Below are 17,444 nucleotides of genomic sequence, written 5' to 3' on the forward strand. Positions count from 1 at the left end.
TCCGTGCTCTGTGCTCTGTGCTCTGTGCTCTGTGCTCCGTGCTCCGTGCTGCGGGAGCGGGCGGGCCGGAGTCGCCCGGGTGGACCGTCCCCCAGGTGCCGGGGCGGGGGTGTTCAGAACTCCGGGCCTTCCCTGTCCACCCCGCCCGCGCGGACGAGGCCGGTCTCGTACGCGAGGATGACGAGCTGGACGCGGTCCCGGACGCCGAGTTTGCCGAGCGAGCGTGTGACGTGGGTCTTGGCGGTCAAAGGACTGATGACCAGCTTCTCCGCGACCTGCTCGTTGGACAGGCCGGTGGCGATCAGCCGGACCACGTCGCGCTCGCGCGAGGTCAGCGCCTCCAGCCGCCGAGGGGCGTCGACGGGCGCGGGAGCCGCACGGTGGGCGAACCGCTCGATCACCCGGCGGGTGACGCTCGGCGCCAGCAGGGCGTCACCCGCGGCGACGGCCCTGACGGCCTGACGCAGCTCGTCGGGCTCGGTCTCCTTGGTGAGGAAGCCGCTGGCCCCGGCGCGCAGCGCCTCGAAGACGTACTCGTCCGTCTCGAACGTGGTGAGCACGATCACCCGGCACCCGCTCAGCTCGCGGTCCTCCGAAATGTGCCGGGTGGCGGTCAGGCCGTCGCCCCCGGGCATGCGGATGTCCATGAGCACCACGTCGGGCCGCAGGGCCCGGACCTGTCGAACCGCCTCGTCCCCCGTGCTCGCCTCGCCCACGACCGTGATGTCACGTGCCCGGCCGAGCAGGCTGCGGAAGCCGGCCCGTACCAGGGCCTGGTCGTCGGCGAGGAGCACCTTGATCGTCATGGCCGGAAGCCTGGCACAGGAAGCTCGGCCCGTACGGCGTATCCGCCCCGCGGACGGCCGGGCCCCGCTTCGAAGGTGCCGCCGAGCGCGCGGACGCGCTCGCGCATACCCCGCACCCCGTGACCGCCGCCCTCCTGGTCCGCCTGTGGGCCGGCGTCGCCGGTGCCGTCGTCGACGACGTGGACGTGCAGCGTTCCACCGGTGAGGAGGACGCGCACGGTGGCCCGGGTGGCACCCGCGTGGCGGACCGTGTTGGTGAGGGACTCCTGCACCACCCGGTACGCGGCCAGCGAGGCGGGCGCAGGGGCGCGGGACAGTTCGCCCGAGGTCTCCAGACGGACGTCCAGGCCCGTCGACCGCATGCGGTCGACGAGGGCCTCCAGGTCGTCGAGGCCGGCCTGCGGGGCCAGCCGGGCGGGAGGCCGCGTGGCGGGGACACTGCCCCGGCGGTCGCCGATCCCGCCGCCGCTTCCGCCGCCGACCCCGTCGCCGGAACCGTCGTCCGGATCGCGCAGGACGTCGATGAGCGAGCGCAGATCGTTCACCGCGTCCTTCCGCACCCGTTGCGCCGTCGCGAGGGCGGCGCGGGCCTCGTCCGGCGAGTCGTCGAGGGCCTCGCCCGCCACCCGCAACTGCACTCCCACCACGGTCAGGGTGTGCGCCACCACGTCGTGCAGCTCCCGCGCGATCTGGAGCCGGGCCTCGGCGATCCGTCGACGGGCCTCGGTTTCCTGTTCCCTGGCGGCGCGGAGCAGGCCCGCGTCGACCTCGGCGCGCCAGCGGCGCCGGTCGCGGTGGGCGGCGGCGACGGCGAGGACCAGCGCGAGCCACAGGGCCTCGGCCCCCGTGGACGCGAGCACCGTCCGGGGGGCCGCGCCCGTGGACGCCTCCCAGGCGGCGGCGAAGCCCAGCTGGACGAGGCCGATGCCGAGCGCCCACGGCAGTCCCGGACGGCCGGGCGGCCCGGGCCGGTCGGTGGCCGCCAGGGTGAAGTAGGCCGCGGTGACGGGCCACACCCAGCCGACGTCGGTGAGCCCCGCGCTCCGGAAGACGATCACGGCCTGTACGCCGAGCAGCAGCACGGCGATCGGCCACCGGCGGCGTACCAGGAGGAGCAGGCCCAGTTGGAGGGCGAGCGGCAGGGCGCCGCCGGGATCGAGCCGGCCGTCGAGCAGCGCCGTGCCCGCGCACACGGCGATCACCGTCACCGCGGACACGGCCCCGTCGGCCCCCGTGACACGGGCCGACGGCGCGTGAACGGCCGTGTGCGGGCGGCCGGGTGGCGTGGTGGTCGTCATCGGATCGGCCGTCATGCGGTGATCATGCACGACGGTCACCGGAGGGGATACGGGCAAGGGCATCGCCGTCGTACGACCGACCGTCGTACGACCGACCACCGATCTGCGGGCCATTGTTCCTCCGACCACTGTTCCGCCCACCACGGTTCCGTCGCCCGGCGTCCCGTCGATCGCGGGAGACCGCGACCGCGGCGAGCGCGACCCAGGCGACGTCGGCGGTGATGGCCAGCCGCTCGACCAGTCCGACGAGCGTCGGAGCGCCGCCGAGACCCAGGGACGGCCCGCCGCTCATCACGTCGGCCAGGAACACGGCGAGCGTCACCGTCGTGACCGCCGACGCCGCCGTGACGGCGAGGAGGGCCCGCCGGCCGGCCGGCCACACGGTCGTGAGGGCGCGCAGGGACACCGTGGCGGCCAACGGCAGCGCGAGGAAGGCGGGGAGCGCGGCGGCTCCGTGGATCAGGTCCGAGGTCGAGGGACGTCCCCACTGCCCGGGCGGGTCCGCCGGGAAGAGCCCCGCCACCAGTACCCCACCCGCCCAGACGGCCAGGGCGCCCCGGGCCGCGCGACGGGCGGCGGGGCGGCCGGGAAGGCCTCGCAGCCACCGGGCGACGACCGCCGAGGCCGAGCCGATGGAGAGCAGGGCCAGGGGGATCAGCCATCCGCCCGTGCCGTGGACATAGCGGCTGACGGTCTCGCTTACGGGATCGATCCGTGGGTTGAGGACATCGGTCGCGATCATGGCCGCGCAGCCGGCGGCGAGGGCGAGAAGGACCGCTCTCCGCAGGGCGACGCCTCCCCGCGGGGAGGCGAACCGGCCGGGCCCGTTGTCCACGAGCTCGGCCGGACTGTTCCGGGATGCCTTCGTCATCGGTTCCTCCTCGTTGTGGTGACGAGGGGAACGCTAGGAACACGGCATACGGCCCGTCGTCGTCCACGCGCAGTCACCCGGTCGTACGTCGGCCGAGTACGCCGTACACCCGATGGCGTACGGGACAGCGACGCGCCGACCCGGACACGGCCCACCGAGCCGCTGACCACGGGAAACGGAGGTGAATTGCAGGTCGGACCCCTGATATATTCATCTTGTCGCCGCGAGTGATCACCACTCCGGGCGACGCACACCCTGTCCGGGTGGCGGAATGGCAGACGCGCTAGCTTGAGGTGCTAGTGCCCTTTATCGGGCGTGGGGGTTCAAGTCCCCCCTCGGACACAAGGTATTCGACGACGTGGTGGTCGGGAGCGATCCCGGCCACCACGTCGTCGTTTCCGCGCGCGGCCTCACATCAGCAGCGCCCCCGGATCCCTGATCAGGGGTGCCGTGCCCACCGAGTTGCTCACGTTGAAGGTGACGCTGCCCGCCCGGTAGCGGTCGTCCGTCCATTCGATGGGGCGGCCGTCGGGGTTGCTGGTGAGGTGGCGTTGGCGCAGCAGGGGGCTTCCGCGGCGGACGCGGAGCAGGCGGGCGTCGTCGCTCCCCGCGGGGACGGCGTCGATGAGGTGTTCACCGTAGTGGGCGACGATTCCGGCCTCCGCCGCCATGCTGTCCATGATCGAGGCGCAGTCGACCGGCAGGGCCTCGACCGTGGGGGCGGCCCAGTCCGCGTACGCCGTGCGCTCCACCATCACCGGTTCGCCGTCCAGGAGTCGCAGTCGCAGGACGTCCAGGACCCCGGAGCCCTCCGGCAGGGCGAGGCGGCGGGCCTCCTCGGGGGTGGCCCCGCGGCGCTCCCGGTGGAGGAAACGGCTCGTCGCCCGGTAGCCCATGGCCTGCGCCCACTGCGCGAAGCTGTGGAGTTCGGCGAAACTGTGCCGGCGCTCCCTGCGGAGCACGATCCGGCGGGCGCCCTGGCGCGAGCCGATGAGCCCTTCCGAGGTGAGCAGGGCCACGGCCTGCCGCACCGTGCCGCGGGAGGCGGACCAGCGCAGGGCGAGGTCGCTCTCGGACGGCAGCCGGGCGCCGACGGCGTACTCGCCGCTGAGGATCGAGCGGCGGAGTCCCTCCGCGATCTCCACGTAGAGCGCCGTCACGGCATCCCCCTTCTTCGCGCGTGGCTGTGCGCAGTCGGTCACAGCGTGTGCTGTACGGAGGATCAGCCTAACCCGGCGGGAGAGTGTCCGTAGGTCCCCGGGGAGGGTTCAACTCCATGCGATTCACCTGGTGTTCATCGCATCCGGCTCTTCCGGAAGGCGCCCGGATTCGGTCATGCCCCGTTCATCTCGCGGACAGGACGTACGGGCGAACTAAGGGCGTCTTGTTCAGACAAGTTCCTCACTCGCTCCTGGGAGAAACCCGTGCGCAGAACCCCCGTCCGCGGTGCCGCCGTCCTGCTCGGCGCCGTCGCCCTGACCACCGTCACCGCCTGTGGCGCCGCCCCCGAGGGCGACGCCGGCGCCAAGGGCGGCGGCGCGAAGGCGGTCACCGCGGCGTCGGCCAAGGAGTTCGGAGGCCTGGACGCCCTCGTCGCGGCAGCGAAGAAGGAAGGCGCGCTCCACGTCATCGCCCTGCCGCCGGACTGGGCCAACTACGGCGAACTGATCAAGACCTTCGAGACGAAGTACGGCATCGAGGTCGAGAGCGAGAACCCGGACGCCGCGAGCGCCGACGAGATTGCCGCCGTCAAGTCCCGCAAGGGCCAGAAGCGCGCCCCCGACGTCCTCGACCTGGGCATCGCCTTCGCCCGCTCCGGCGCCGAGGAGGGCCTCTTCGCCCCGTACAAGGTCGAGGCCTGGGACAAGATCCCGGCGGCCCAGAAGGACGAGGCCGGGCGCTGGTACAACGACTACGGCGGCTACGTCTCCATCGGCTGCGACGCCAAGCGCGTCCCGAACTGCCCGAAGACCTTCGCCGACCTCCTCAAGCCCGAGTACAAGGGCAAGGTGGCCCTCAACGGCAACCCGACCAAGTCCGGCTCGGCGTTCGGCGGCGTGTACGCGGCGGCCCTCGCCAACAAGGGCTCCTTCGCCGACATCCAGCCCGGCATCGACTTCTTCGGCAAGCTCAGGAAGAGCGGCAACTTCATCCCCGTCGAGTCCACCCCGGCCACGGTCGAGAAGGGCGAGACGCCGATCAGCATCGACTGGGACTACCTCAACGCCGGCTACGCCGACCAGTTCAAGGACAAGGGCGTCGACTGGCAGGTCGCCGTGCCCACCGACGGTGTGTACGCCCAGTTCTACTCGCAGGCCGTCAACAAGGACGCCCCGCACCCCGCGGCCGCCCGTCTGTGGATGGAGTTCCTCTACAGCACCGAGGGTCAGAACCTCTGGCTCAAGGGGTACGCCCGTCCCGTGCTGCTCCCGGCCATGACCGCCGACGGCACCGCCGACAAGACCTTCGTCGCCAAGCTGCCCGCCGTCGCCGGCACCCCCGCCTTCCCGGCCTCCGCCGAGCTCGACACGGCCAAGGCCACCCTCGCCGAGAAGTGGGACAAGGCCGTCTCCTGATGTCCTCCGCCTCCTCCACCCCCACCGAGGGAACCGGCCCCACCGAGGGAACCGCCCCCACCGAGGGAACCGGCCCCGCCGGGACGCCCGTTCCCGTCGTGGACGATGTCCCCCTCGCGGACACCGCCCCCCTCGATCGTGCCGCCGGCGGCACCCGCCGCCGGCGGCGCGGACCGCGCATCTGGCTCGCCGCGCTCCCGCTGATCGCCTTCACCGGGCTGTGCTTCGGGCTGCCGCTCGGCGCCCTCCTGTACGGCGCCGTGACCCGCACCGACCCCGACACCGGCGCCACCGCCCTCACCGGCGAGCACCTGAGCCGCTCGCTCCAGGGCCCCTACCTGGGATCGCTCGTCGGCAGCGTGCAGCTCTCCGCCGTCACCGCGCTCATCGCCTCGGTCCTCGGCGTCCTCATCGCCCAGGCCGTCGTCACCTCCCGCTCCCAGGCCCTGCGCAACGCCGTACTGACCGCCTCCGGGGTCCTCGCCAACTTCGGTGGCGTCCCCCTCGCGTTCGCGTTCATCGCGACCCTCGGCATCTCCGGCGTCGTCACCCGGCTCGGCGATCTCACGAGCCTCGGCTGGAACCTGTACTCGTTCACCGGCCTCGCCGTCGTCTACCTGTACTTCCTCGTCCCGCTCATGGTCCTGGTGATCCTCCCCGCCCTCGACGGACTGCGCCCCCAGTGGCGGGAAGCCGCGCAGAACGCGGGCGCCGGCAGCCTGCGGTACTGGCGTCATGTCGCCCTCCCCGTCCTCGCGCCGTCCCTGCTCGGCGGGTTCGTGCTGCTCTTCGGCAGCGCCTTCGCCGCCCACGCCACCGCGGCGGCCCTCGTCGGCGGTTCCGTCCCCCTGGTCACCCTCAAGATCGCGGACGCCCTCTCCGGGAACGTCCTCGTGGGCCAGGAGAACGTCGCCCTCGCCCTCGGGCTCGACATGATCCTGATCGCCGGACTCGTCATGGCTGTCTACCTCCCCCTCCAGCGCAGGAGCGCCCGATGGCTGCGATGACCCCCTCCGCCCGGGAGGCCGCCCCGAAGCCCGACCCGGACGCGGCGCCGGCGGCCCGACCCGTAGGGCCGAGGCGGCGGCCCCGCCTGTGGCGCGGCGCCGTCCTCGGCCTCGGCGGCGCCTACTTCCTCGTTCCGCTCGTCGCCTCGTTCGTCTTCACCGTGCACACCCCCGGCCAGGGCGTCTCCTTCGAGGCGTACACCGCGCTCCTCTCGGCCGACGGCTTCGCCGAGAGCCTGGCGCTCTCCCTCGGGCTCGCCGCCGCCACCATCGCCCTCGCCCTGCTCCTCGCCGTCCCCGCCCTCGTGGCCGTACGGCTCGGGGCGCCCCGGCTGCGGCCGGTCGTCGAGGTGATGTGCATGCTGCCGCTGGTGGTGCCGCCGATCGCCCTGGTCACCGGCATCAGCACCGTTCTGCGCTGGGGCCCCGAGCACCTCTCGAGGACCCCGCTCTACCAGACCTTCCTCGCGGTCCAGAACGAGAGCTTCCCCGTCGTCCTGGTCCTCGCGTACACGGTCATGGCGCTCCCGTTCGTCTACCGCTCCCTCGACGCCGGACTGCGCGCCGTCGATGTCCCGACCCTCGTCGAGGCCGCGCGCAGCTGCGGGGCGAGCCGGTCGTACGTGATGTTCCGCGTCGTCCTGCCCAATCTGCGGTCCTCGCTCGCCGGCGCCGCGTTCCTCACCCTGGCCCTGGTCCTCGGCGAGTTCACCATCGCCTCCCTGCTCGGCTTCCGGCCCTTCGCGGTGTGGATCGTCTCCATCTCCGGGGCCCACGCCCGGATGTCGGTGGCCGTCTCCCTGCTCAGCCTGATCATCACCTGGCTCCTGCTGCTCGCCCTGTCCAGGGCCGGAACGGCACCGACGAGCACGCCCGGCGGCGCCCGTGCCCCCCGTACCTCCCGCACCTCGCCCAAGGAGTCCTGACCCATGTCCTCGTCCACAGCAACAGCGGAACGGACGAAGCCCGTCGCGGCCGGCGGGGCACGCGTCGAATTCCGGGGCCTGCGCCGTACGTTCGGTGCCACGACCGCCCTCGACGGACTCGACCTCACCGTCGAACCGGGCGAACTCCTCGCCCTGCTCGGGCCGTCGGGCTGCGGGAAGACCACCGCGCTCCGCGTCCTCGCCGGATTCGAGCGGCCCGACGCGGGCGACGTCCTCGTCGACGGTGCCGACATCACCCGGGTCCCGGCCAACCGGCGCGACGCCGGCATGGTCTTCCAGTCGTACAGCCTCTTCCCCCACCTCACCGCCGCCGACAACGTCGCCTTCGGCCTGCGCGTACGGAAGGTCAAGGCCGCCGAGCGGCGCACCCGGGCCGCCGAACTCCTCGACCTCGTCGGCCTGCCCCGGCACGGCGACCGCTACCCCCACCAGATGTCGGGCGGCCAGCAGCAGCGGGTGGCACTCGCCCGGGCGCTCGCCCTGCGCCCCCGCGTCCTGCTCCTCGACGAACCGCTGTCCGCGCTCGACGCCAAGGTCCGCCTCAGCCTGCGGGAGGAGATCCGGCGTCTCCAGCTCTCCCTCGGCATCACGACGGTCTTCGTCACCCACGACCAGGAGGAGGCGCTGTCCATGGCGGACCGCGTCGCCGTCCTCAACGCCGGGAGGCTTGAGCAGTGCGCGGCCCCGGCCGAGCTCTACCGGCGCCCGGCGACCGCCTTCGTCGCCGAGTTCGTCGGCACCATGAACCGGCTCCCCGGCCATCTGACGGACTCCGGCCACGTCGAGGTCGCCGGCACCCGGCTGCCCGTCGACGGGGAGGCCCCGGCCGGCCGCGAGGTCGACGTCCTGGTCCGCCCCGAGACGGTCACCGTGACCGAGAGCCCCGACGGCGACGCGACCGTGGTCTCCACCTCGTTCCTCGGCTCCGTCACCCGCGTCCACCTCGACCACGCCGGTACGCGGGTCAAGGCGGACCTGCCCTCCCGGGAGGCGACCGCACTCGTCCCGGGGACGCGCGTCACCCTCGGCCTCGCCCCGCACCCCGCGCTCGTCGCGCCGAGGGCGGAGCGGTGAGCGCACTCGCGGCCGTTCTCTTCGACATGGACGGCACCCTCGTCGACACCGAGACCCTCTGGTGGGCGGCGACGGAGGAGGTCGCCGCCCGGATCGGCCACCGTCTGACGGCCGCCGACGCACCCGAGGTCGTCGGACGCGCCGTCGAGGACACCGCCGCACACCTCGTACGCCGCACCGGCACGGCGGACGCGGACGGTGTCGCCACCGCCCTGACCGCAGCCTTCCAGGAGCGCGTCGACCGAGGCGCTCCGCTGCGCCCCGGCGCGGGCCGGCTGCTCGCCGCACTGGCAGCGGAAGGCATGCCGTTCGCCCTGGTCAGCGCGTCCCCGCGGTCGGTCGTCGACTCGGTGATCGGGGGTGCGCTCGCGGACGTGCCGTTCGCCTTCACGCTCTCGGCCGACGACACCGTACGGACGAAGCCGCACCCCGATCCCTACCGCGAGGCCGCCCGGCGGTTCGGGGTACGGGGCGCGGCCTGCGTCGCCGTCGAGGACTCGCCCGACGGAGCCGCGTCCGCCGACGCCGCGGGGTGCACCGTTCTGGTCGTGCCCTCCCTGCTGCCCGTGCCCGCGCGACCGGGGCGGATCTTCGCGGACAGCCTGGAGGAGGTGTCCCTCGCGGACCTGCGCCGCTGGATCGCGGACGGCGCGACCGCCTCAGGCCCCGTCTGACGTGGCCACGGCCGCCGCGAAGGACGGCGCGACCCGTACGTCGGTCAGCGTCCAGCCCGGCACGGCGGCCGGCTCCGGGCCCAGACCGAGGTACGTCCGCTCGAGCCCGCCGGCCAGCCCCTCGCCCGTACCCTTCAGATACGCCTCCTTCCGCACCCAGCACCGGGTGAACGCGGCCGGCCGGACCTCCGGGGGCAGCCGGGCGAACTCGTCCCGCTCCAGCGGGTGGAGGCTGTCCGCCACGAGGTCCGACACACCGGCCTCGGGGTGGGCCTCCACGTCCACGCCCACGGGCACCGGGGCGAGAGCGATGAGCACCAGGTCCCCGCTGTGGGAGAGCGAGAAGTGGACCCCGCCGCCCCGCACGGCGGGCCGGCCGTGCGGCCCGCCGCAGAGGGGGCAGTCCTCCCTGACGAACTCGACGCGGTCCGCGGGTATCCGCAGCCGGTGCCCGAGCAGCCGCCGCAGGGACCCGTGCGCGGCGAGATACCGTGCCCGGTCCTCTTCCCGTACCAGCGCCCTCCACCGCCGCCGTTCCTCGGCGTCCAGGAGCTCGTGCGCCGTCGGATCCGCCGCCACCCGCGTCAGCCAGAGCGCGACCGCCCCGTCGGCGGTGGGCGGGACGGCCGGTTCCGGCAGGTCGCCGGCTCGCAACTCCCGTACAGGGGTGATCTCCAAGGTCATGCCGTCATTCTGACGCCTGACGCCTGGCGCCCGACGCGCGGCCGGCAGGGGCGGGCGGCACGCCCGACGCTCAGCCGGCGGCCGGTGCCTCCGGGACTCGGGGGACGGCGGCGCCGAACCAGGTGGGCAGGTGCTCGACCAGCTCCCGCTGGTCCTCGCCGACCCAGGCCACGTGGCCGTCCGGACGCAGCAGTACGGCGGGCACGTCCGGTTCGTCGCCGCTGTCGACGACATGGTCCACCCGGTCCTCCCAGCCCTCCACCGACAGCAGGCCGGTCCGGTCGAGCAGCAGGCCGCGGCCCTCGTGCATCCGCTCGTAGAGGCGGCCGTCCTTGAGCCCGACGTCCTTCATGCGCCGGCCGAGCAGTTCGTGCCCGTCGCCGAAGTCGTAGCGGACGGAGATCGCCGTGATCTTCTCGATCAGATACCGGTTGACGTTCTCGAACTCCACCAGCTCGGCCAGGAGCCTGCGCACCGCCCGGGGCCCCGGTTCGGTCGACATCAGCTGGATCTGCGCACGGGTGTTGTCCAGGACGTCGGTGGCCACGGGGTGCCGCTCGGAGTGATAGGAGTCGAGCAGTCCCTCCGGCGCCCAGCCCTCGACCGCGGCGGCCAGCTTCCAGCCGAGGTTGAAAGCGTCCTGGATGCCGAGGTTGAGCCCCTGGCCGCCGGTCGGCGGGTGGATGTGCGCCGCGTCGCCGGCCAGGAACACCCGGCCGACCCGGTACCGCTCCGCCTGCCGCGTGGCATCGCCGAAGCGGGAGAGCCAGCGCGGCGAGTGCACACCGAAATCGGTGCCGGCGAAGGCCCGCAGCTGCACCTTGAACTCGTCGAGCGTCGGCGCGGCGGTACGGTCCTCGGCGACTCCCTCGGCGGGCACGATGACGCGGTACGCCCCGTCACCCAGGGGCATGGCGCCGAACCGCAGCTGGGTCTTGCGGACCTCGGCCACCACGGAGGCCAGCTCCTCGGGGGACGCGGTCAGCTCCATCTCGCCGAGCAGCGTCTCGACCCTGGAGGGCTCCCCGGGGAAGTCGACGCCGAGCTGCCTGCGCACCGTGCTGCGGCCGCCGTCGCAACCGACGAGGTAGCGCGAGCGCAACCGCTCGCCGTCGGCGAGTTCGACGGTCACGCCGTCGTCGTCCTGACTCAGTCCGACCACCTCGCGGCCACGCCGGATCTCCGCGCCGACCTCGATGGCGTGCTCGGCCAGCAGGCGCTCGGTGACTGCCTGGGGGATGCCGAGGACGTACGAATGCGCGGTGTCCAGCCCGGCGGGCCACTCCTTGGCGAGGCCGGCGAAGAAGCCGCCGACCGCGATCTGCTTCCCGAGCGGGAGGAAGCGCTCCAGCAGACCGCGCTGGGCCATCACCTCGATGCTGCGTACGTGCAGCCCCTGTGCGCGGGACTGAAGGGTCGGCTCCGTCTCCTTGTCCAGTACGAGCACGCGCACGCCGTGCAGCCGCAGTTCGCCCGCCAGCATCAAGCCGGTCGGACCGCTGCCGACAACGATCACGTCGATCATGAAAACCGCCCCGTTTCCCAAAGTCGCGTCCGGCCGGTCACCCGGCGGCGGAATCCCGCGCCCCAAGGGCTGCGGGCGCCGCCTGCATCACTGATTTCCGCAGGTCACCGGCAACGGATGAAGAGTCTGCCCCAGTACGGGGGCCTTGCCGCAAGGCCCCCGGTGCGCTATATCTTGAGAGTGGCAAGAGGTCGACGACCTTCTTGCCTTTCGTGCTTTCCGGGCGTGTTTCTCGAAGACCCCGGCCCTCTCGGCCCTCTCGGCCCTCTCGCCCTCTCGGCACCTTCGCTCTCCCGGCCCCCTCGCCTTCATGGCCGCTCTCGGCCCCCTCGGCCCCTCCCGGCTCGCGCCCACCCCTCGCGTGTTACCCGTTGGTAGGGCATGCTGGCGGCCAACCATCCACACGGCCGGGGGCTGAGGTAGCGGTGACGACTTTCGAGGAACGGGCCACGGTGCACGCCTTCCGGGACGACGCGCTGGGGGACCACGACGCCGTCGGGCTCGCCGCGGCGATCCGGAGCGGCGAGGTCGGCGCGGCCGAGGTCGCCCGGGACGCGGCCGAGCGGGTACGCGCGGTCCAGAAGCGGCTGCACGCGGTCCAGGTGCACATCGACGCCCCCGCGCCCGCCGCCGGTTCCGGCGGCGGAGCCTTCGCCGGGGTGCCGACCTTCGTCAAGGACAACACCGACTACCTGGGCCTGCCCACGGGACACGGCAGCGCCGCCTTCACCCCGAGGACCGCCCGGCGCCACGCCCCGTTCGCCCGGCAGCTCCTCAGCAGCGGCGTCACCGTGCTCGGCAAGACCCGGCTGCCCGAGTTCGGCTTCAGCCCCACCACGGAGTACGAGACCGCCGAACCGGTCCGCAACCCGTGGAACACCGGCTACTCGGCAGGTGGTTCGTCCGGCGGCAGCGCGGCGCTCGTCGCCGCCGGAGCGGTGCCGATCGCCCACGCCAACGACGGCGGGGGCTCGATCCGCATCCCCGCCGCCTGCTGCGGACTCGTCGGTCTCAAGCCGACCCGCGGCCGCGTCGTGACCAACGCCCAGAGCCGGCAACTGCCCCTCGACATCGTCTCCGACGGCATCGTGAGCCGTTCGGTACGGGACACCGCCGCCTTCCTCGCCGCCGCCGAGACCCACTGGCGCAACCCGAAGCTGCCGCCCCTCGGCCTCGTCGAAGGCCCCTCGGACCGGCGCCTGCGCATCGGGTTCCTGCTCGACTCGCCCAACGGTGTCCCCGCCGACGCCGCCACCCGGGCCGCCGTCACGGAGACCGTGGCGACCCTCGAACGGCTCGGTCACACCGTGGAGCCGGTGGAGCTGGCCCTCGACCCCCGCTTCACCGAGGACTTCCTCACCTACTGGGGTCTGCTGTCCTTTCTCATCGGCGTCACCGGCCGGAGCTTCGGCGCGGACTTCGACCGGCGCCGGATGGACGGCCTCAGCCGGGGCCTGCGCGAGGAGTACCTGAAGAACTGGCGGCGCACGCCCGGCGTACTGCGGAGGCTGAAGCGTACGAAGGAGGCGTACGCGGCGGCCTTCCGCGGCCTCGACCTCGTCCTCACACCCGTACTGGCGCACACCACGCCCGAGATCGGTCACCTCGGCCCGACCGTGCCGTACACGACGCTGATCGAGCGGATCCTCGCGTACGTCGCGTTCACACCGGTCAACAACGTCGTCGGGACCCCGTCGATCTCGGTGCCCGCCGCGAGCGCGACGGAGGACGGCCTGCCCATCGGCGTCATGTTCTCCGGCCGCCCCGGCAGCGAACGGACACTCCTCGACGTCGCGTTCGCGCTGGAGGCGGACCGCCCCTTCCGCCGCATCCAGGACGTCTGACCTCCGGGAGGCCGGGCGTTCCGTCAGCTGTCGCCGCCGAGGGCGCGCGGCAGCCGCGCCTTGTTCATCCTGCGAGCGCCGGCCGCCGCGCTCGCCGGAGGCTCACTCCTTCCGTCGCGCGGTGTACCGGTACCGGGACCACAGCGGCAGCGCGAACCAGCACAGCAGGTACCAGGCGGCGACCCCGGCGACGATCCAGGGCACGATCGAGTTGTCCGTGGCCACCCGCAGGATGAGGAAGAGCGCGCTGGTGAGGGTGGCGAGCAGGAGCACGATCCCGAGGAAGGTCAGCCGGGACGCCCAGGTGACCGCCTGGGGTTTGATCCGCCGCCCCGCGACGATGCGGTGGAAGGGGACCGGCGCGATCAGCGCGCCGGTGGCCAGCGAGCCGAGGACCACCGTCAGGATGTAGATCCCCTTGTCGGTCGAACCGAGACTTTCGAACCGGGGGGTGAAGACGACGGTCAGCAGGAATCCGAGGAGGATCTGGACACCCGTCTGGACCACCCGGATCTCCTGCATGAGGTCCTGCCACTGGCGGTCGGCGCGTTCGTCCGCGGTCTCCTGTCGGCCCCGCCTGTTCTCGTGCCCCTCCTGCCCGTCCGGGTGGGCCCCTTGGCGGGTCTCGTGCCCGCCTTCTCCGGTCTCGTGGATTCCCACCGTGTTCTCCCGTCCCCCCGCGCTCTCACGCCCCCGCCCGGCTTCGCCGTCAGTCATCCGACTCACCTTCCGGTCCCGGGGGCCCGCACGAAACGGAGGCCGTGTGCGGCGTCTGCCCGGCCTGCCCGCTCGCATCCGTACCCCGGCGGCTCTTCGTGCCATCGCACGAGACCGTAAGGCGTCCGCCCGGCCCTCTCCGGCGGCCCGGGGCGTCGGCTCGCAGTGCCCGGAGTCCTCGGCGTATCGTCGGCCCCAGCCCGGAATTCTGCGCCGAAGGGAACCGGAGAGAGCCGAATGCCAAGGGATGTGACGGGTACGGGTGATGCCGGGCTCGTCGGCCCGCGCCTCACCGCCTCGGTCCGCCGGAGCGGCGCCACGGCCGTCGTCACGGTGGCGGGGGAGCTCGACCGCGACACCCAGGAGCCGCTGCGCGTGGCGCTGGACGAAGCCCTGGATCGGCGCCCCGAGCGCATCGTGGTGGACTGCGGAGGGCTGACGTTCTGCGACTCGACCGGGCTCAATCTGCTGCTGACCGCGCGCATGGACGCGCTGGAGGCGGGGAGCGGGCTGGAGCTGGCCGCGCTGCGTCCGCCGGTGGACCGGGTGTTCGGCATCACGGGAGTCGTGGCCATGTTCACGGTGTACGACGAGCTGCCCGCGGATCTGGTCGAGGGGGAGCAGCCGTGAGCGAGACACGGAGCACACGGAGCCGGGGGCGACGGCGGTGGGAACGGCGGAGGTGGGCGCGGTGGCGGAGGGGATGAGCGAACCGGTCAGGTCGAGGGGCCAGATCCGTCGGCTCGGCCTGCGGAGCGGCGATTCGGTGGTCGCCCGCTGCCGTGACTTCTGCAGGGTGGCGATCGCCGACTGGGCCTGGCCGGGTGCGGAGGGCTCGGGGCTCACGGCGGAGGAGCGGGAGTTCGCGATCGAGGACGTGCTCCTGGTGGTGTCGGAAGCGGTGACCAACGCCTGCATCCACGCCGGCGGCCCGACGGAGCTGGTGATCCGCCTCGTCCCCACCCGTGTGCCGGAAACGGGTGCGGCGGGGGACCTGAGGATCGAGGTGAGCGACCGGAGCAGCCGTGTGCCGGCCTTCCGGCCACGGGGCGCGCCCGGGCAGCCCGGCGGCAACGGACTGATCGTGATCGACCGGCTCGCGCGGGCATGGGGAGCGGTCGTCACGGAATCGGGCAAATCCGTCTGGATGGAGCTGGCGGCACCGGTCCCGGAGGCTCGGCGGACCCTCGCGCCGAAGGCACGGCACGGGTTCGACGGTGCCTCGGGCGCGATTCCCGGGGATGCTCCCGGACCCGGAGGCGGCGCCCCGGGCCCGTGACGTCGGCGCCCCCGGGCCGTGCGCGCGCCGCCGGCTTCGGCGCCCGGGCTACCGGGCTGCCGGGGTCGCCGGCGGCGCAGGGGCGTCCGGCGGTGGCTCGTCCGTCATGAGGGCCGTACGCAGTCCGCCCAGGATGCGGCCGAGGAGACGGGAGACGTGCATCTGCGAGAGGCCGAGCCGCTCGCCTATCTCCGCCTGGGTCAGCTCCTCGCCGAAGCGCAGCGACAGGATCGTCCGGTCGCGTCCGGACAGAGCGGTGACGAGCGGCTTGAGCGCTGCCAGGTTCTCGACCTTCTCGAAGGCGTCGTCGTCGGTCCCCAGCCGGCGCGCGATCATGCCCGGTCCGTCGTTGTCTTCGTCCATGGGGACGTCGAGCGAGCGGCTGGTGAATCCGTTCGCGGCGAGCCGGCCCTCGCACAGTTCCGCCTCGGTGATGTGGAGGCGGTCGCAGAGCTCCGCGGGTGTCGGAGGGCGGCCCAGGTCCTGTTCGAGGGCGTCGCTCGCCTTCGCCAGGTCGAGGCGCAGCTCCTGCAGCCTGCGCGGCACGTGCACACTCCAGCCGGTGTCGCGCAGATGCCGCCGTATCTCGCCGAGCACGGTGGGCAGGGCGAAGGACATGAACTCGTTCCCGCGGTCGGGGTCGAACCGGTTGATCGCCTTGATGAGGCCCACGGTGCCGACCTGGACGATGTCCTCCCAGGACTCGCCCGAACGGCGGAACCGGGCCGCCGCGTACTTGACCAGGCTGAGGTTCAGCTCGACCAGGGTGTTGCGCACGTACGAGTAGGAGGCCGTGCCCTCCTCCAGCGACCGCAACCGCTCGAACAGGGGCGTCGAGAGTGCGCGGGCGTCCGAGGTGCTCACCGCCAGAGGGTCCTCGATCTCCGGGAGGCCGGCCGGCCGCTCCGGATCCCGGGGGTCGGCAACGGCGTCATGGGCGGTGGGGAGGTGGTTCGACATGAAGGCTCCTCGACAGGGGCCCCTCCGGCCTCGTACCCACCGGTGTGTCCCACGGGCCGCGCGGGTGCCGGAGGTGGAGGAGGAAAAGGGGGGAATGCGAATGCTTCGTCGGGGCAGGGGCTGGGGGAGCGACAAGAAAGAGAACGGGTGGGACGAGCCCGGACAGGGCGGAACGCGCCCAGACAGGGTGGGAAGAACCGTGACTGCAGCACATCGCAGGCTGGAGAAGCCCCCGATCCTTGTCCCGCGCGACGCGTCCGAGGCTCGGGCCCGGGTGGCGCGTGCCTTGGAGGCGGCCGGGGCGGGTCCCGGCGGTTCGCCGTCCGGCACCGCCTTCGGGGACGCGCTGCTCGTGACGTCCGAGCTGGTGACGAACGCGCTGCGGCACGGGGGCGGCCTCACCGGCTTCGGCGTGGACCTCGGCCGGGGCACGGTGACGATCACCGTGGCGGACGCGAGCGCCGAGCTGCCGCACCGCAGGGACGTGCGGGGGAGGGGGCGCGCCGACGGCCTTGCGGAGGGCGGCTTCGGCTGGCCCCTGATCAGGCTCCTCGCGCTGGAGATCAGGCTGAGTCTGCCGCCCGAGGGAGGGAAGATCATCGAGGTATGGCTGCCGCTTCACTGACTCGGTCCCGTCTCCCGGCTCGGGCCCGTCTCCGAGGACCGGCTCCGCCCGGTCCTCCCCGACCGGCCTCGTTCCGTCTCCGGTGCTCCGAGGAGTACCCAGGTGCCGGTGAGTTCGAGCAGTCGTTTCACCCGGGGGCTCACGGGTCCCAGGGTGAGGGTGGGCCGGTCGCCGTCGAGGTGCTGGTGCCGGGCGGCGAGGACGGCGCGCAGACCGGCGCAGTCGCAGAAGGTGGCTGCGGACAGGTCGAGCGTGACACCCGCGGGGTGTGCGAGGAGCGCGAGCCGCAGGGTCCGCTGCAGCTCGGAGGCGGTGGTGCTGTCGATCTCACCGCTGACGACGACGGTGCCGCCCGGTGTGACCTCCACGGTCATCGAGGGGTGCGGGCCGGGCGCGGCCGGATGGGGCCCGGGGCCGGCGCTGTGAGTCCGGAGGGAGTGCTCCGAGAAGGGCTGCATGGTGGCCTCCCGCGGCCAGCCAAACCTGGCCTATCCGTATCTATGGTCCTCTTTCATCCCATAACACGTCAAGAATTACATGAAACTGATTTCAGGTCT

Annotated in this window: 18 protein-coding genes and 1 tRNA gene; 10 read left to right on the top strand and 9 right to left on the bottom strand. The window is 72.9% G+C overall.

What is annotated here, in order from left to right:
* Positions 1-113 precede the first annotated feature (113 nt).
* The 3 genes from IE311_RS09405 to IE311_RS09415 are packed head-to-tail and all read right to left on the bottom strand — an operon-like array spanning position 114 to position 2,975.
* The gene (locus tag IE311_RS09405; RefSeq protein ID WP_189831131.1) at positions 114-806 is read right to left on the bottom strand and encodes a response regulator transcription factor; all 693 of its coding nucleotides are present in this window, start codon (positions 804-806) and stop codon (positions 114-116) included.
* Positions 803-2,119, bottom strand: a complete 1,317-nt coding sequence (locus tag IE311_RS09410) for a sensor histidine kinase (protein ID WP_189831132.1) — start codon at positions 2,117-2,119, stop codon at positions 803-805. Before IE311_RS09410 ends, IE311_RS09405 begins: the two co-directional genes overlap by 4 nt.
* A gap of 7 nt (positions 2,120-2,126) precedes the next feature.
* On the bottom strand, positions 2,127-2,975 hold the full coding sequence (locus IE311_RS09415) for a DUF998 domain-containing protein (protein WP_189831133.1): 849 nt from the start codon (positions 2,973-2,975) through the stop codon (positions 2,127-2,129).
* Between the two features lie 257 nt (positions 2,976-3,232).
* On the opposite strand from IE311_RS09415, the gene IE311_RS09420 reads away from it, so the two are divergent.
* Positions 3,233-3,317, top strand: a tRNA-Leu gene (locus tag IE311_RS09420).
* 68 nt (positions 3,318-3,385) lie between these two features.
* Here IE311_RS09420 and IE311_RS09425 read toward each other — a convergent pair.
* The gene (locus tag IE311_RS09425) at positions 3,386-4,135 is read right to left on the bottom strand and encodes a GntR family transcriptional regulator (RefSeq protein ID WP_189831134.1); all 750 of its coding nucleotides are present in this window, start codon (positions 4,133-4,135) and stop codon (positions 3,386-3,388) included.
* Positions 4,136-4,399: 264 nt separating this feature from the next.
* Between IE311_RS09425 and IE311_RS09430 the strand changes: the two genes are divergently transcribed.
* The 5 genes from IE311_RS09430 to IE311_RS09450 are packed head-to-tail and all read left to right on the top strand — an operon-like array spanning position 4,400 to position 9,253.
* On the top strand, positions 4,400-5,551 hold the full coding sequence (locus tag IE311_RS09430) for an ABC transporter substrate-binding protein (protein ID WP_229901813.1): 1,152 nt from the start codon (positions 4,400-4,402) through the stop codon (positions 5,549-5,551).
* On the top strand, positions 5,551-6,558 hold the full coding sequence (locus IE311_RS09435) for an ABC transporter permease (protein WP_189831135.1): 1,008 nt from the start codon (positions 5,551-5,553) through the stop codon (positions 6,556-6,558). The genes IE311_RS09430 and IE311_RS09435 overlap by 1 nt, the downstream gene beginning before the upstream one ends.
* On the top strand, positions 6,546-7,484 hold the full coding sequence (locus IE311_RS09440) for an ABC transporter permease (RefSeq protein ID WP_189831136.1): 939 nt from the start codon (positions 6,546-6,548) through the stop codon (positions 7,482-7,484). Before IE311_RS09435 ends, IE311_RS09440 begins: the two co-directional genes overlap by 13 nt.
* A 3-nt stretch (positions 7,485-7,487) precedes the next feature.
* The gene (locus tag IE311_RS09445; protein ID WP_189831137.1) at positions 7,488-8,579 is read left to right on the top strand and encodes an ABC transporter ATP-binding protein; all 1,092 of its coding nucleotides are present in this window, start codon (positions 7,488-7,490) and stop codon (positions 8,577-8,579) included.
* A complete protein-coding gene (locus IE311_RS09450; RefSeq protein ID WP_268257175.1) occupies positions 8,576-9,253 on the top strand; it encodes an HAD family hydrolase in 678 nt (225 codons plus the stop codon). Before IE311_RS09445 ends, IE311_RS09450 begins: the two co-directional genes overlap by 4 nt.
* On the opposite strand, the gene IE311_RS09455 is transcribed toward IE311_RS09450, so the two are convergent.
* Positions 9,239-9,937, bottom strand: a complete 699-nt coding sequence (locus tag IE311_RS09455; RefSeq protein ID WP_189831138.1) for a 4'-phosphopantetheinyl transferase family protein — start codon at positions 9,935-9,937, stop codon at positions 9,239-9,241. The genes IE311_RS09450 and IE311_RS09455 overlap by 15 nt on opposite strands.
* A 70-nt stretch (positions 9,938-10,007) precedes the next feature.
* Positions 10,008-11,462 carry a rifampin monooxygenase gene (gene rox, locus IE311_RS09460; RefSeq protein ID WP_189831139.1) on the bottom strand — a complete coding sequence of 485 codons (1,455 nt, stop codon included), beginning with the start codon at positions 11,460-11,462 and terminating at the stop codon, positions 10,008-10,010.
* Between the two features lie 425 nt (positions 11,463-11,887).
* Between rox and IE311_RS09465 the strand changes: the two genes are divergently transcribed.
* The gene (locus IE311_RS09465) at positions 11,888-13,306 is read left to right on the top strand and encodes an amidase (protein ID WP_189831140.1); all 1,419 of its coding nucleotides are present in this window, start codon (positions 11,888-11,890) and stop codon (positions 13,304-13,306) included.
* A gap of 102 nt (positions 13,307-13,408) precedes the next feature.
* Here IE311_RS09465 and IE311_RS09470 read toward each other — a convergent pair whose 3' ends face one another.
* On the bottom strand, positions 13,409-14,023 hold the full coding sequence (locus IE311_RS09470; protein WP_189831141.1) for a DUF6328 family protein: 615 nt from the start codon (positions 14,021-14,023) through the stop codon (positions 13,409-13,411).
* A gap of 237 nt (positions 14,024-14,260) precedes the next feature.
* Between IE311_RS09470 and IE311_RS09475 the strand changes: the two genes are divergently transcribed.
* Together IE311_RS09475 and IE311_RS09480 are read left to right on the top strand one after the other, a co-directional pair.
* Positions 14,261-14,653, top strand: a complete 393-nt coding sequence (locus tag IE311_RS09475; protein ID WP_189831142.1) for an STAS domain-containing protein — start codon at positions 14,261-14,263, stop codon at positions 14,651-14,653.
* A 73-nt stretch (positions 14,654-14,726) separates the two neighbouring features.
* Complete coding sequence (locus IE311_RS09480; RefSeq protein ID WP_189831143.1) at positions 14,727-15,302, top strand: ATP-binding protein; 576 nt, start codon at positions 14,727-14,729, stop codon at positions 15,300-15,302.
* 48 nt (positions 15,303-15,350) lie between these two features.
* On the opposite strand, the gene IE311_RS09485 is transcribed toward IE311_RS09480, so the two are convergent.
* Positions 15,351-16,262: a SigB/SigF/SigG family RNA polymerase sigma factor gene (locus tag IE311_RS09485; RefSeq protein WP_189831144.1), complete on the bottom strand. Its 912-nt coding sequence runs from the start codon at positions 16,260-16,262 to the stop codon at positions 15,351-15,353.
* Positions 16,263-16,461: 199 nt separating this feature from the next.
* Between IE311_RS09485 and IE311_RS09490 the strand changes: the two genes are divergently transcribed.
* Positions 16,462-16,887 carry an ATP-binding protein gene (locus IE311_RS09490; RefSeq protein WP_229901814.1) on the top strand — a complete coding sequence of 142 codons (426 nt, stop codon included), beginning with the start codon at positions 16,462-16,464 and terminating at the stop codon, positions 16,885-16,887.
* Here the strand turns inward: IE311_RS09490 and IE311_RS09495 are convergent.
* Positions 16,881-17,345, bottom strand: a complete 465-nt coding sequence (locus IE311_RS09495) for an STAS domain-containing protein (protein ID WP_189831145.1) — start codon at positions 17,343-17,345, stop codon at positions 16,881-16,883. The two genes, IE311_RS09490 and IE311_RS09495, sit on opposite strands and share 7 nt — an antisense overlap.
* Between the last annotated feature and the right edge of the window lie 99 nt (positions 17,346-17,444).

Origin of the sequence: Streptomyces zaomyceticus (assembly GCF_014656215.1) — a bacterium.
GTDB lineage: Bacteria > Actinomycetota > Actinomycetes > Streptomycetales > Streptomycetaceae > Streptomyces > Streptomyces zaomyceticus.